The following is a 13,384-nucleotide window of genomic DNA, read 5'->3' on the forward strand; positions in this document are numbered from 1 at the left end:
GATGTGACGCAAACAGTTAGCTAGTAAGTCAGCTCGGCAATCGCAATCCTGTTCTCGGAGGCAGGCCAGAGCCGTGCCACGATTCGCTCTTCGTTGAGCTGGGCCACGATGTTACGCCCGACCTGGCTGGCCGGAAGCCGCAATGTTGCTGCCGAATCCGTGGGCACGCCCGGCTTGACGTCGGCGGGCTCCTTGCCGTCGAACAGAACGACGTCCCGCGGCAGGCCGAAATAGCCGCGCGGACGCGACATGATCACGACCGCGCCGGCGTCCTTGTCGGCCGGCCCGGGCGGGCGGGCAGGCCGCAGATGCACGACGTCGGAGGAACGCAGGAAGGGCGAGCGATAGATATGCGTGGTCGGTGCATCCGGCGACGCGAGGACGAATTCGAGCGACCAGGAGGATTCGACCTGCGCCGGCCCCCAGCGGCCGTCGGCACCGGTCTTCGAGCTGTGCACGGCATTTCCCTTGCGCTCACCGGTATCAGGGTCGACGCGGAAGATATCGACGGTTGCGCCCGTCACCGGACGATTGGTCGATACACCACCCGGCGTTCCCGTGACGAGGCCGCTCAGCCTGACGCTCGATTCCGGCACAATCGCGATGCGCGCGGGCTCGCGGCCGGCAATGAACTTGTAGATCTCGCGGAAGGCACGTGGATGGAACGCCACCTCGCGATGGTCGAGCGCGCCGAGCACGAGATTGGTGGCGCCCTTCAACTCGGGCCCTTCGACGGTGACCCCTGTCGGCGTGCCGGGCTTGCCGATGAAGCGGCCATCGGCCTGGGCGTATTTGTCCATGCCGTCGCTGCGCAGCGTGAGGAAGGCAACGCCCGGCGTCACCTCGCTCTCGCCCTCGTTGAGACCGCGCAGGAACGTGCCGCGGCCGTTGAACTCGTTGTTCGGCTGATCGTCGGTTGCGAACACGCCGTGATTCGGCGTGCCGCACAGAACGGCATGACTCACATCGCCGGCGCCGCCATTTTTGATGACGTTGCGGATCGCATAGCCGCCGCGCGAGCTGCCGACCAGCGCCACGCGAGGCGCACCAGTACGGCGTTTCAGCTCGGCGATGGCAGCAGCGAGCTCGCGGCGCTGGTCCTCGGTCGAGGAGCGGTTCGCCTGCTCGACCTTGTCATCGGTGCGGGCGAGCGGATCGGTGAAATTGATCGCCATCATGCGATCGCGCGCAACGCCGTTGGATTCCATCCGCCACATCGCGGTGATCCAGAGCGCGTCGTAGTCGCCATTGCCGTGGACGAACAGGATCGGCGGCGAGTCCGGGAGCAATGCAGCCGCCATCGGCGCAGATTCCGCCAGCGCCCCCGTCCGGAAGCTCGCAACCGCGAAAGGCAAGCTGCCTGCCCCAAGCAAGATCGACCGTCGCGACAGCTTCATCTGTTCCTCTCCCGGCAAAACCATCTTTGCACCGCTTATACCGTCCTAACCACTGGACAGCGAAGGACTTTCGCGGGCATCACTGAATCTGCCGGAATCACCACGACCACTTCTGCCAGCCCATTTGGAAGGGGATATGACCGAGCAGCCGAACCGTCAGAAAATCGCAGCCGACGGCATCACCGCCCCGCTGCGGTTCACCGTGTTTCGGCGCATCTGGCTCGCCAGCCTGCTCTCCAATCTCGGCCTGCTGATCCAGGGCGTCGGCGCCGCCTGGGCGATGACGCAGATGGCGGCCTCGGCCGACAAGGTGGCGCTGGTGCAGACCGCCCTGATGCTGCCGATCATGCTGATCTCGATGCCGGCCGGCGCCATCGCCGACATGTATGACCGCCGCATCGTCACCCTGGTCTCGCTCATGATCGCGCTGACCGGCGCCACCGCGCTGACGATCCTGGCCGGGCTCAAGCTCATCACCCCGGAAGCGCTGCTTGCCTTCTGCTTCGTCGTAGGCAGCGGCAACGCGCTGTTCGGTCCGGCCTGGCAATCCTCGGTCAGCGAGCAGGTGCCGCCCGAGGCGCTGCCGTCGGCGGTGGCGCTGAACGGCATCAGCTACAACATCGCGCGTAGTTTTGGGCCCGCGGTCGGCGGTGTCATCGTCGCCGCGCTCGGCGCGGTGGCGGCGTTTGCCTGCAATGCGATCCTCTATCTGCCCCTGCTGGTGGTGCTGCTGCTGTGGCGGCGCAACACCGAACCCTCGCGCCTGCCGCGCGAAAAGCTCAACCGCGCCATGGTCTCGGGCTTCCGCTACATCACCAATTCGCCGCCGATCAAGATCGTGCTGCTCCGCACGCTGGTGATGGGCCTGATCGGCGGGGCCATCATGGCGCTGATGCCGCTGGTGGCACGCGACCTGCTGCATGGCGGCGCGCAGACCTACGGCATCATGCTCGGCGCCTTCGGCATGGGCGCGGTCGTCGGCGCGCTCAATATCCACGAATTGCGCAAGCGCATGAGCGGCGAGTCCGCGATCCGCGCCTGCACCATCTCGATGGCGTTCGCGATGGCGGCGCTTGCCGTCAGCACAGAACCCGTACTGACGGCGGCCGCACTGGTGCTGGCCGGCGCGGTCTGGATGGCCGCCGTCGCACTGTTCAATATCGGCGTGCAGCTCTCGGCGCCGCGCTGGGTTGCCGGACGATCGCTGGCGGCGTTCCAGGCCTCGATTTCCGGCGGCATCGCGATCGGCGCCTGGGGCTGGGGCCATCTCACCGACTATGCCGGCGTCGAGATTGCACTGCTGACGGCCGCCGGCCTGATGCTGATCTCGCCGCTGCTCGGAATCTGGCTCACGATGCCGCGCGTCGGCGCCCGCAACGAGGACGCCGAGGTGCTGGCCGACCCCGAAGTCAGGCTGTCGCTCACCGGCCGCAGCGGACCGCTGGTGGTCGAGATCGAATACCGGGTCGCCCAAGAGAACGCCCGCGCCTTCCACAACGTGATGCAGGACGTGCAGCTCTCCCGGCAGCGCAACGGCGCCTATGGCTGGTCGATCGCGCGCGACATTGCCGATCCCGAATTGTGGACCGAGCGCTATCACTGCCCGACCTGGTTCGACTATCTGCGCCAGCGCAACCGCTCGACCCAGTCGGAGCGCGCGCTGCATCAGCAGGCGATCGACTTCCACGTCGGCCCCGAGCCGGTGCGGATCCGCCGCATGCTGGAGCGTCCGTTCGGCTCGGTGCGCTGGAAGGAAGAGACGCCGGACCAGGCAGCAAGCGAGGTGCTGCCCGTGGTTGCGAGCGCGGCAGGGAGCAGCACGTAGGTTTCAGCCCGTAGCCCGGATGGAGCGTAGCGTAATCCGGGGCCTCTCGCCGCGGAAAGACTCAACGCGGAGACGGAATCCCGGATTGCGCTTTGCTCCATCCGGGCTACGAGAACAGCTACTGTCCGTGATCCGTCAGCACCTTGTCGCAGCCTTTGCTCAGCCGCGTGCGATTCTGCTTGAGGCAGGCGAGAACGGCGCCGTCGCCGTTGTTCATCACGGCGCGGCAGAAGCGCGTGACGTCGCGCGCACAGGCATCGTGTCCAGCCTGTTGTTGCGCGGAGGCGCCGGACGCGCACAGGAGCAAAGGGACAATGAAGAGAAATCTGGTCATCGCGTAAGGCCTCGTACCGGAAAATGTGAGCGCGAAGCTAGAGCGGGGAGCCCTGCATCGCAATCGCTTTGTGTCCCGGTCGAGAGAGGCGAAGTCTCCCGCTTGTGCAGCGGGACACTTCGCAAGGGAGCTCACTGGCAGCGACGATCACTTGCAATCGCGTTGGGCGGTTACTGCGCGTCCGCCAACTTGCCGGTCTTACCCGTCTCCTTCTCCACCGCAGCCCGGCAGCCCGCGCTCAATTCCGATTTGCGCTTCACCATGCACGCCGTGGTCTTCTGGACGTTGGGAATCTCCGACGAGCAGAGGCGGAAGGCATCGCTATAGCATGCCTGCTTCACACCCTCGGAGAAGGCGAAGCCCGAGCTGGTCGAGATGATCGAGACGACGGCGGCGATGCCCAGAGCGAGGCCGGTGTCGCGGATTTTGGCGGTGAACGACTTCGTCATTTGAAGCTCCCATTGGCACCGCCAAGAGCGGGCCCGTTGTTGATGGGAGCGACGATGCGTCAGGAAAACCGTTTCCACTGTGATGACCGTCACAGGCGCGACCCCAACTGTGACATCGGTCACTTTGGCGCACCCCGCTGAAATTCCTTCCGCATCCGCCGTCGCGTTGGTGTCACGTTAACTGTTCCTTCGCATTAATGGCTCGTCGCGCGGGGGATTCCGCAGGTTTGGTTGCGTAATTGGAAAGAGTAGCGATGCGTAATGCGTTGGGCCTGATGTTGGCCAGTGTAGTTGCCGCGGTCGTGATCGCCGCCGGCGGTTGGTTTTATTATTCCTCGCGCGCCGATCAGGCCGCTCCCAAGACAATGGCCGCCCGTGCCGCCGATCCATTGCCGGCACAGGCGAAGCTCGCCGCCAAGGATGACGTCGCGACCACCGCAACGGTCGCGGCCAAGCCGGCAGCCCCGGCGCCTGCGCCCGTTCCGGCCATGCCGGTTCAGCAGAAATCGACCTGCGCCAATCCGAACGCCCTCGGCGTGTCCCGCGTGGTCGAGATCGACACCACCGGCGGTCCGGGCTTCGGCTTCGAGCACTTCAAGCAATTCGACTTCCTGACCGAGAAGGAGGTCGTGTTGACCTTCGACGACGGTCCGTGGCCGGTCAACACGCCCGCGGTGCTGAAGGCGCTCGCGGATGAATGCACCAAGGGCCTGTTCTTCTCGGTCGGCAAGCACGCGACCTACCATCCGGAGATCCTGCGCCAGGTTCTGGCCCAGGGCCACACGGTCGGCACGCACACCTGGTCGCATGTCAACCTGAACAGCAAGAAGATGACGGAGCAACAGGTCAAGGACGAGGTCGAGAAGGGCTTTAGCGCGGTGAGGTTCGCGCTCGGCACCAACCCGGCACCGTTCTTCCGTTTCCCGCAGCTTCAACACAATCCGGCGATGGTGACCTATTTCGGCACCCGCAACGTCGCGATGTTCTCGACCGACATCGATTCCTTCGACTTCAGGAAGGGCGCCACGCCGGAGAAGATCGTCGAGACCGTGATGACCAGGCTCGACAAGCTCGGCAAGGGCATCATCCTGATGCACGACTTCCAGAAGCACACCGGCGAAGCCATGCCGGCGCTGCTCGCACGGCTCAAGGCCGGCGGTTACAAGATCGTGCAGATGAAGGCCAAGACGACCTTCCAGACGCTGCCGGAATATGACGAGGCGGTGATGAAGGATCTGAAAGTGCCGACTGCAAGCACAAACGCGCGTCCGATCTCCAGCGTGGTGCAGACGGTTTCGCAGTAAGCACCAACCGGATTCAAAACTCTCGCGTCATGGCCGGGCTTGTCCCGGCCATTTGCTTTTGGAAGCGAGAGGCTGCTTACCAGTAGATGCCGTGGCGATGCAGCTCGCTGATGATGCGCGCTTGGGTCCAGTAGTGTTTGCGCTTCGGCTTGTTCGCCTTTGCGGAGCGTCTGGGCGCCGGTGCCGAAGTGGTCGTCTTTGTGACCGGAGCGGTGGTTGCGGCTGGCGCGGCCGCCGTGACGGGCGGGGTGAGCGAGACCACCGGCGGACGATCGACATATTTCGGAGCTTCCGCGGCCGGCGCGGCCTGGCCCAGCTGCGTCGTGGCCGTGGTTGGCGCGGTCGTCACTTGCGGAGCCGCGGCCTGCTCATTGGCCGTCGGCAGAGAGAGGCTGCGCGGGCCATCCGCCTGGGCAGACGCGGAAGCCAGGACCATGGCGGCAACCAAAATGATCTTGCGCATGTGAAATCTCCCCGTGTTTGCGTGAGCGGGACATTATGGGAGGCACAGCCCGGATTATGTGACCAATATCACATGGACTGCCGCCCCATCAGAACCCGCAAGACCGCAGTCAGCGCCCGCGCCGATAGACCCGCAGCGTCACGTCCGGAAAGGTCTGGGTCTCGAGCGGGCAAAAGCCCTTTTCCGCATCCATGCGGGCGATGAGCTCGTCACCGACACGGGGGCCGACCAGCGTGTGGGGGATCGAGCTCGAGAGCACGAGGATCTCCGACTTCAGCAGCGCATCGAAGGTTGCCTGCGCGGTCCGATAAAACAGCTCGTTGCGCATGACGAGATCGATCCGCGCCTGCGCAGCGTAGAGCTGGATGGTCGCTGATGTCACCGGATAGGGGCTCGAGAAGGCGACGTAGAGCGAGCCGGGCTTTTCCGGCTTGACGTCGCGCAGAAGCGACCAGAGCCGCTCGGTCGCAAGGCGGATGCTCTCCTGCTGCTGCGCGCTCAGCGGCGTCGCCGTGCTGATCTGGCCGATGACGACGTGCCTGACAGACAGCTGGACCACGAATGCGAGCGCAAGCAAACGGCCTGCGGTGAGCAGGTCGCGGCGGGCGCCGCTGCCAAGACCAAAGCGAGCGAGCAGTGCTTCGATGAGCGCCAGGCTGGTGCAGCCGTTGAGAACCATCGCGACAATGAACAGTCCATAGAACATCGCGCCGAAATAATAGGTCTTGATCTCCGCCACGGAGGGAATCGCATAGGCGATCAGCACGGCCGCGAGCAGCACGACGGCGTCAAGCAGCGCGGCTTTGCCGTGAATGGCCGCGAGCACGAGCCGCAGCCCCATCAAGGCCAGCCCGATCACCGCCACCAATGTCGAGAACGGCGCATGGTGATGCAGCATGTCCCAGGCGCTGGCGAAGATGCTTCGGTCTCTTGCAGCGTTCATCCACCTGATGGCGTCGAGGAAATAGGAGACGTCGTCATAGAGCGGCGGGACGGACAGCCGGCCGTGCAGCTGCGAGGCTTCGAGCGATCGCGACGCGACGATTGCGGTGATGCATGCGGCCAGGATGACGAGACCGGAGATCCGCAACCATGTGGCCCGATCCGTCGTTCCGGCCCTGCTCTCCGTACCCACCACTTGCCCCGCCACACGCATTGGTCCGCGGCGCATCGTCGTGGCACCGGCGCCGAGCGCAACGCGCAGCATTTCCGCGGGCAAAACGACGGCTTGTGGCGATCGGATGAATTGGGGCGCTGGTGCCGCAAGAGGGATTCGAACCCCCGACCCCGTCATTACGAATGACGTGCTCTACCGACTGAGCTATTGCGGCGAACCCTGCCGGGGGCGAAGCGATGCCGGCCCCGATACGCGCGCTCCTGATATCGGGCATGGCCCGAATTGGCAAGAACAAGCGGGAGGCGAAATGGGCCTCACGCGCCCCAACGGGACCAGAATCCACGCCAGCCGCCGGCCTGGGCCTTTGCAGCGTCCCTGGGCGTGCCGATTTGTTCCGTAAATTCATCACTTGGGCCCTCGTCATCGATGCCGGGATCATCGGGGGCGCGGACGATCGGGATGACGGCGGAAATCGGGGCGGGCATGGGCTTGCCGAGGTCGGCGCGGGTCCGGAACACCGGCGTCGCCGCGGCCGGCGATGATTCGGCCGGCTCAGGGGCCGGTTCGGGCGGCTCGGCGGACGTAACCGCGGGTTCTGCCTTGGGTTCTGCCTTGGGTTCTTCCTTGGGCTCTTCCATGGCCGCCGGAGGTGAATTGTCCTGCTCGGCGGGGGCCAATGCAGCCGGAGCCGGTTCCGTCGGGGCGTCGCCCACAGGCGCCGTCACCCGTTTCGGCGGCGGGGCCGCCAGCATGGCTTCCTCGAAGGCCGAAGATTCGATCACGGCCCCCCTGTCGGAAGGAAGGCTCGCGACCGGCGTCTGCCACTGGAAGGCGTCGAGACGGCCGGTGACCGGAGAGACCGGGCGCCAGCGATCGCTGACATAGCCGTCGGCGGTCCAGGCCGGATCGTGCCGGGCACGCACCGCGCGCAAGGTCCAGGCGCGGGCGCGGCCGCCGTCGCCGTGCTCGGTACGCTCGATCTCGGCCATCAGCAGCGCGACGCGCTGGGTCGGATCGTTGATGTAAGGAGCCAGCACGGCGCGCGCGCGGGCAAACTCGGAGGCATCGATCGCCGCGCGGGCGATTGCGAGCTGGCCTTCGACATAGCCAGCCTTGTCGGCAAGCGTCTTGGCGGCAAGCGTCTCGACCCGCTGCAAGCGCTGCCGCGCGGAATCGCCGAGCTTCACATGCGCGTAGGCCTCGGCCAGATCGGGATGCGGATTGGCGAGCCAGGCGGCCTCGACGAGCTTCATGGCACGGCGCACCTGATGCGCTTCGCTCTCGAATTTTGCAGCGAGCACGGCGGCCGGCACCAAGGTCGGCGCGAGCTTGATCGCTTCCATCACGCTCTCGCGCGCGACGTCGCGGTCCATCGTCTCCAATTCCAGCGCGCGCGCCGTGAGCAGCACACCGCGCTGCCGGCGATAGGCCTGCTTGTCGATCAGGCCGGCGGACAGATTCGAATCGAGAATCGCCAGCGCCCCGCGCCAGTCGCTGCGCGCGCAGCGGAAGCCGAGCACCGCATGCGAGGCCCAGGTCGACGACGGCGACAGCTTGATCGCTTCCTCCGCGATCATCACGGCGCCGACCGCATCGTCGGCCCGTTGCGCCTCGATGAACAGGCCGCGCAGGCCGAGCAGCCGCGTATCCTCGCGCTCGGCCATGGCGCGGAAGGCGCGCTGCGCCTCGTCGCGATTGCCTTCGAGCTGTGCCGACTGGGCGTGCAAGAGAAGCGCGAGCGGATCGTTCGCGGCAAGCCGCCGCGCCGTCTCGGCGTGACGGCGGGCGAGCGCAGTGTCGCCATGACCGATCGCGAGCAGGCCGTGGGTGATGGCGTGGCGGCCGCGCGCGTGGCGCTTTTCGTGGCGGCGGCGGCGCAAACGCCCCGGCGTCCGCCAGACCGTCGTCAGGATGCTCCAGACGAGCACGACTGCCGCGGCAAAGAGGGCAAGCAAGAACACGAACCTCGGCAACGTCGTTGAGGCGCGGAAGCCGCCCGCGGTCAGGACGAGATCGCCGGGCTGATCGGCTACCCAGGCCGCGCCGGCCGCCGCCAGTGCAATCAGGACGAGGAAAAGGACGATGCGAAGCATGGCGATCCCTATACGCGCTGATTATTGCGCGAAGCTTTATTGAGCAGGCTTGACGAGATCCGCCATGGCATCGTCGGCGAATTTGCGGGACGCGGCGAGCGCGGCATCGCGGGCATTGGTCTTGTCCAGCCAGATCTGCGCCGGAGCGCGATCGGCATCGGGCAGCGACTTCAACTCGCGCCGCGCCTCGACGAAATCATTGCGGAGCGCTGCAGCCGTTACCCGCGCCACGATGGCGCCGCGATCATTGCCGACCCCGTCGGTCCGCTCGATGCGGACGAGTTTTGACGCCCCGGCCTGGAGGCGCTCGACGATGCCGCCGCTGGACTGGGCTTCCGCCGGCGGCGACAGCTTTGGCACGATGGTGAGGAGCTCGCGGCTCAGCGCAACCGGGGTCGGGATGCCCGACGATGCAAAGGTATCGAGTGGCTTCAGCATCTCGGGCTTGGCCGCCAGCGACCGCGCCGCAGCGAGCTGCGCCTCGTAGGGATCGCCATGGCGCACGGCGACGTCGAGCAGGGCCGCCGCCACCACGTGGCGCAACGGCTTGTCGTCCATCGTCCTGGCGTCGGCGATCTTCTCGCCCTGCTGGGCGAGCTCGGCCCGCTCCGTCTTGCTGGCGCGCTCGAGCTGCGCGATGCGGTCGTTGAGAGCGGCAAGATCAGGCGAAGCAGCGCTCGGCGCAGACTTCGCATCGTTCAGTGCGCTCGCGGCCTTGTCGGACTGTGCCCGCAGATTGGCGATGTCGCTGCGCAGGCTGCTTGCGGATTTTTCCAGCGCGTCGATCCGCGCCACCATGGCCGGATCGGCGCCGGGCTTGCCGGCCTTGGCTTCGACCGCGGCAACGCGACCGTTCAGCGCGTCGACCGTCGCGCTTGTCACTTGTGGCGCGGCCGGCGGCGCCTGCACGGCGGGCCAGCCCAGCACCCAGCCGACCCCGATCACGACGGCTGCCGCCACCGCGCCGGAGAACGGCGCGATGACCCAGGGTGAAACCGGAGGCGACGCGGGAGCGGCCGCAGCCGCGGCCTGCGCCTCGCCGCGCTCCGGCTCGGCGCCAGCCTGCTCGGATTTTGCCTGCTCAGGGTCGGTGTGCTCGCTCGCCGGCGGAGCCTCGGGCTCGCCGGCCACCTCCTGCGGCTGGGTCGAGACTTCGCTCGCCTCGAGGTCGATGGTGGGCGGGGGCCGCCTGGCACGACCGGACTCGGGGGCCAATCCTGCGTCTTCAGGCTTGTCGTCGGCCATCGTGACGGTTCCTCACACTTCCATACCCGGGTCGGACCCGATCGCGTCGGATTCGGCCCGACCTCTTACGCCAATCGGGTGCGCAAAGCACGCTCCAAGGTGTCAAATAAGGCATTTTCGTCCGGCGTCGCAGCCACCAGAACCTGCGACGCACCGGCATCGCGCAGCACGCTGGCGACCGTCTCGGACAGGCAGCATTGCGGGATCGCCAGCGCCGAGATTTCGACGCCTTCGTCCCGCGCCGCCTCCAGGAAGGCCCGCGCGCTGCGTCGGGAGTAATGCAGCACCGCCTCGATTCCATGCGCGGCGAAGCCCTCGGAGACTTCGCGCGGGAGAATCTTGACCGGCGCCATGCGATAGGTCGTTTGCGTGACCACGTTGAATCCTTCGGCGCCGAGCTCGCCACCGAGATCGCGCGACAGATCCGCGCCGGCGAGATAAAGCAGCGTGCTCTTCTTCTTCAGCACCTTGCCGCGCGCGCTTTGAATGACCTTGTCGCGGAGGGCCGCGGCATCGCCGCCGGCGATGATCACCTCGGCGAAGCCGGCGTCGCGCGCGGCAGTCGCGGTATGCTCGCCGACCGCAAACAGCGGGAGCTTCAACAAGCCGAGGTTCTTTAGGCCAAGATCTTGCAATTGCGGCGCGACGGCACGGATCGCATTGGCCGATGTGACGATGATGGCGCCATAGTTCGCCTCGCTCTCGTCGTGGAAAGCAACCGGCTCGAACTTGAGCACCGGCGCAAGCAGCACCACATGCCCCCGCGCGCGCAAATTGTCAGCCGTCGCCTCGTTGTCGGGATGCGGCCGTGTGACAAGAATGGACATCGCTCGTGTTCCCGAACCGCGTGACGGTGATGCATTCACGGAGGACGGCCGCGCGTGACGATTGCGCAAGCCGACCCGGGAATGCTACCGGACGTACCAGAACTCTGCTTTGCGGATGAGCGCAAGGGGGGTGAGAAGGGCGCAAATTGGATAACAATTCGCCAATGCTGGTACTGGGCATCGAAACCACCTGCGACGAGACCGCCGCGGCCGTGATCGAGCGCGCGCCTGACGGCAGCGGCAAGATCCTGTCCAACATCGTGCGGTCGCAGGTCGAGGAGCATGCCCGTTTCGGCGGCGTCGTCCCGGAGATCGCCGCCCGCGCCCATGTCGACGTGCTCGACGGCATTATCGACCGTGCCATGCACGAGGCCGGCACCGATTATGCCGAGCTCAACGGCGTCGCGGCCGCTGCGGGGCCCGGCCTGATCGGCGGCGTCATCGTCGGGCTCACCACCGCAAAGGCCATCGCGATGGTGCACGACACGCCGCTGGTCGCGGTGAACCATCTGGAGGCGCACGCACTGACGCCGCGCCTCACCGACGGAATCGAATTTCCGTACTGCCTGTTCCTGGCCTCCGGCGGCCATACCCAGATCGTCGCCGTCACCGGCGTCGGCCAATATGTGCGGCTCGGCACCACCGTCGACGACGCCATCGGCGAGGCGTTCGACAAGGTCGCGAAGATGCTGGGCCTGCCCTATCCCGGCGGCCCGCAGGTCGAGCGCGCGGCGGCCAACGGCGATGCCACGCGCTTTGCCTTTCCGCGGCCGATGCAGGGTCGGCCAGATGCCAACTTCTCCCTGTCGGGTTTGAAGACCGCGGTCCGCAACGAGGCCAGCCGGCTCACCGAGATCACGCCGCAGGATATCAGCGACCTCTGTGCGAGCTTCCAGGCCGCGGTGCTGGATTCGACAGCCGACCGCCTGAATGTCGGCTTGAGACTTTTCCGCGAGCGGTTCGGGGCACCGCGTGCGCTCGTCGCGGCCGGCGGCGTCGCCGCCAATCAGGCCATCCGCGGCGCGCTGGATGACGTTGCCAGGCAAGCGCAGACGCAACTGATCATGCCGCCACCCGCGCTCTGCACCGACAACGGTGCGATGATCGCCTGGGCCGGCGCCGAACGGCTCGCGCTCGGCCTGACCGACACGATGGAAGCGCAACCCCGCGCCCGCTGGCTGCTCGATGCCAATGCGACGGCGCCGGCCGGCTACGGCAATACGCGGGCGGGATACTAGAAATGGCTGCGTACCACTCCGTCGCGGTGATCGGCGCCGGCGCCTGGGGCACGGCGCTGGCGATGGTGGCCGCGCGGGCCGGGCGGAGCGTCACGCTGTGGGCGCGCAATGCCGATCATGCGACGCGCATCGCTTCGACCCGCGACAATCCGCGGCTGCCCGGCGTGCGGCTTGCTCCTGAGATTGTCGTGACGAGCGAGCTGACGCTCGCCGCGCGCGCCGACATGCTGCTGATCGCAACGCCGGCGCAGCATCTGCGCGGCGCCGTCAACATGCTGGCCTCGCATCTGACGAAACCGGCGCCGATCGTCGCCTGCGCCAAGGGCATCGAGCACGGCACGCACAAATTCATGACCGACGTGATCGCCGAGGCCGCGCCTCACGCGCAGCCGGCGATCCTGTCGGGCCCGAGCTTTGCCGACGACGTCGCGCGGGGCCTGCCGACGGCGGTAACGCTGGCAGCAAAGGATGAGGCCTTGGCGAGCGCGCTCGTGCAGGTGCTGGGCTCGGCGACCTTCCGGCCCTATCACACGACCGATGTTCGCGGCGTCGAGATCGGCGGCGCCGCCAAGAACGTGCTGGCGATCGCCGCCGGCATCGTGGTCGGCCGCAACCTCGGGGCCTCCGCGCTCGCCGCGCTGACGACGCGCGGCTTCAGCGAGTTGGCACGGCTCGGCCGTGCCTGCGGCGCGCGCACGGAAACACTCTCGGGCCTCTCCGGCCTTGGCGACCTGCTCCTGAGCTGTTCGACCGCGCAATCGCGCAATTTCGCGCTCGGCATTGCGCTCGGTCGCGGCGAGGCCGCGCCGGCGGGCAAGCTTGCGGAAGGTGTATTCACCGCGCCGGTGCTGGTCGAGCTTGCGGCCGCCGGAAACGTCGACATGCCGGTCTCGCAAGCGGTCGCTGCGATCCTCGACGACAAATTGACGATCGATGCCGCGATCGAAGGGCTGCTGACACGGCCGTTCAAGGCCGAAGAATGACGGCGGCCTGAGCGTCGGGTGGTACTTCACGACCTCTGCACGCTGGTCTAGCCTAGCGGTACGCCGCAGGATCCCGGTCCAACAACAACGAAACGGATCCAAGGGAAGA

General features: G+C 66.8%; 12 protein-coding genes and 1 tRNA gene. 4 read left to right on the forward strand and 9 right to left on the reverse strand.

Translation table 11 applies throughout. The features are described 5' to 3' along the window. Positions 1-20: 20 nt before the first annotated feature. The gene (locus AC1RUR_RS29300; protein WP_492850508.1) at positions 21-1,397 is read right to left on the reverse strand and encodes a hydrolase; all 1,377 of its coding nucleotides are present in this window, start codon (positions 1,395-1,397) and stop codon (positions 21-23) included. Between the two features lie 136 nt (positions 1,398-1,533). Between AC1RUR_RS29300 and AC1RUR_RS29305 the strand changes: the two genes are divergently transcribed. Further along, complete coding sequence (locus AC1RUR_RS29305; protein ID WP_492850510.1) at positions 1,534-3,222, forward strand: MFS transporter; 1,689 nt, start codon at positions 1,534-1,536, stop codon at positions 3,220-3,222. A gap of 118 nt (positions 3,223-3,340) precedes the next feature. On the opposite strand, the gene AC1RUR_RS29310 is transcribed toward AC1RUR_RS29305, so the two are convergent. Both AC1RUR_RS29310 and AC1RUR_RS29315 read right to left on the reverse strand, forming a co-directional pair. Beyond that, on the reverse strand, positions 3,341-3,556 hold the full coding sequence (locus AC1RUR_RS29310; RefSeq protein ID WP_492850512.1) for a hypothetical protein: 216 nt from the start codon (positions 3,554-3,556) through the stop codon (positions 3,341-3,343). Positions 3,557-3,726: 170 nt separating this feature from the next. Beyond that, positions 3,727-4,005 (reverse strand): hypothetical protein, encoded by a 279-nt coding sequence (locus AC1RUR_RS29315; protein WP_492850514.1) that lies wholly within the window; start codon positions 4,003-4,005, stop codon positions 3,727-3,729. 254 nt (positions 4,006-4,259) lie between these two features. On the opposite strand from AC1RUR_RS29315, the gene AC1RUR_RS29320 reads away from it, so the two are divergent. Beyond that, complete coding sequence (locus AC1RUR_RS29320; protein ID WP_492850516.1) at positions 4,260-5,309, forward strand: polysaccharide deacetylase family protein; 1,050 nt, start codon at positions 4,260-4,262, stop codon at positions 5,307-5,309. A gap of 76 nt (positions 5,310-5,385) precedes the next feature. Here AC1RUR_RS29320 and AC1RUR_RS29325 read toward each other — a convergent pair whose 3' ends face one another. From AC1RUR_RS29325 to AC1RUR_RS29350, 6 genes are all read right to left on the reverse strand, one after another. Next, on the reverse strand, positions 5,386-5,772 hold the full coding sequence (locus AC1RUR_RS29325) for a hypothetical protein (RefSeq protein WP_492850518.1): 387 nt from the start codon (positions 5,770-5,772) through the stop codon (positions 5,386-5,388). 109 nt (positions 5,773-5,881) lie between these two features. Continuing rightward, positions 5,882-6,862 (reverse strand): hypothetical protein, encoded by a 981-nt coding sequence (locus tag AC1RUR_RS29330; protein ID WP_492850520.1) that lies wholly within the window; start codon positions 6,860-6,862, stop codon positions 5,882-5,884. A gap of 165 nt (positions 6,863-7,027) precedes the next feature. Continuing rightward, positions 7,028-7,103: transfer RNA gene (locus AC1RUR_RS29335), tRNA-Thr, on the reverse strand. Between the two features lie 100 nt (positions 7,104-7,203). Beyond that, positions 7,204-8,982: a heme biosynthesis protein HemY gene (locus tag AC1RUR_RS29340; protein WP_492850522.1), complete on the reverse strand. Its 1,779-nt coding sequence runs from the start codon at positions 8,980-8,982 to the stop codon at positions 7,204-7,206. A gap of 36 nt (positions 8,983-9,018) precedes the next feature. Further along, positions 9,019-10,227, reverse strand: coding sequence for a COG4223 family protein (locus AC1RUR_RS29345; protein WP_492850524.1), 1,209 nt, complete (start codon positions 10,225-10,227; stop codon positions 9,019-9,021). Between the two features lie 65 nt (positions 10,228-10,292). After that, positions 10,293-11,054 (reverse strand): uroporphyrinogen-III synthase, encoded by a 762-nt coding sequence (locus AC1RUR_RS29350; protein WP_492850526.1) that lies wholly within the window; start codon positions 11,052-11,054, stop codon positions 10,293-10,295. 164 nt (positions 11,055-11,218) lie between these two features. On the opposite strand from AC1RUR_RS29350, the gene tsaD reads away from it, so the two are divergent. Then, the gene (gene tsaD, locus AC1RUR_RS29355) at positions 11,219-12,292 is read left to right on the forward strand and encodes a tRNA (adenosine(37)-N6)-threonylcarbamoyltransferase complex transferase subunit TsaD (RefSeq protein ID WP_492850528.1); all 1,074 of its coding nucleotides are present in this window, start codon (positions 11,219-11,221) and stop codon (positions 12,290-12,292) included. A 2-nt stretch (positions 12,293-12,294) separates the two neighbouring features. Beyond that, positions 12,295-13,275, forward strand: a complete 981-nt coding sequence (locus AC1RUR_RS29360) for an NAD(P)H-dependent glycerol-3-phosphate dehydrogenase (RefSeq protein ID WP_492850530.1) — start codon at positions 12,295-12,297, stop codon at positions 13,273-13,275. The last annotated feature ends 109 nt before the right edge of the window (positions 13,276-13,384 follow it).

Source organism: Bradyrhizobium sp. GW821-FHT12B03 (genome assembly GCF_058807535.1).

Coding starts and splice junctions, on each gene's coding strand:
- AC1RUR_RS29310 (WP_492850512.1), bottom strand. CDS start 3,556: ATGACCAGATTTCTCTTCATTGTCCCTTTGCTCCTGTGCGCGTCCGGC.
- AC1RUR_RS29315 (WP_492850514.1), bottom strand. CDS start 4,005: ATGACGAAGTCGTTCACCGCCAAAATCCGCGACACCGGCCTCGCTCTG.
- AC1RUR_RS29320 (WP_492850516.1), top strand. CDS start 4,260: ATGCGTAATGCGTTGGGCCTGATGTTGGCCAGTGTAGTTGCCGCGGTC.
- AC1RUR_RS29300 (WP_492850508.1), bottom strand. CDS start 1,397: ATGAAGCTGTCGCGACGGTCGATCTTGCTTGGGGCAGGCAGCTTGCCT.
- AC1RUR_RS29360 (WP_492850530.1), top strand. CDS start 12,295: ATGGCTGCGTACCACTCCGTCGCGGTGATCGGCGCCGGCGCCTGGGGC.
- AC1RUR_RS29350 (WP_492850526.1), bottom strand. CDS start 11,054: ATGTCCATTCTTGTCACACGGCCGCATCCCGACAACGAGGCGACGGCT.
- tsaD (WP_492850528.1), top strand. CDS start 11,219: ATGCTGGTACTGGGCATCGAAACCACCTGCGACGAGACCGCCGCGGCC.
- AC1RUR_RS29345 (WP_492850524.1), bottom strand. CDS start 10,227: ATGGCCGACGACAAGCCTGAAGACGCAGGATTGGCCCCCGAGTCCGGT.
- AC1RUR_RS29305 (WP_492850510.1), top strand. CDS start 1,534: ATGACCGAGCAGCCGAACCGTCAGAAAATCGCAGCCGACGGCATCACC.
- AC1RUR_RS29325 (WP_492850518.1), bottom strand. CDS start 5,772: ATGCGCAAGATCATTTTGGTTGCCGCCATGGTCCTGGCTTCCGCGTCT.
- AC1RUR_RS29340 (WP_492850522.1), bottom strand. CDS start 8,982: ATGCTTCGCATCGTCCTTTTCCTCGTCCTGATTGCACTGGCGGCGGCC.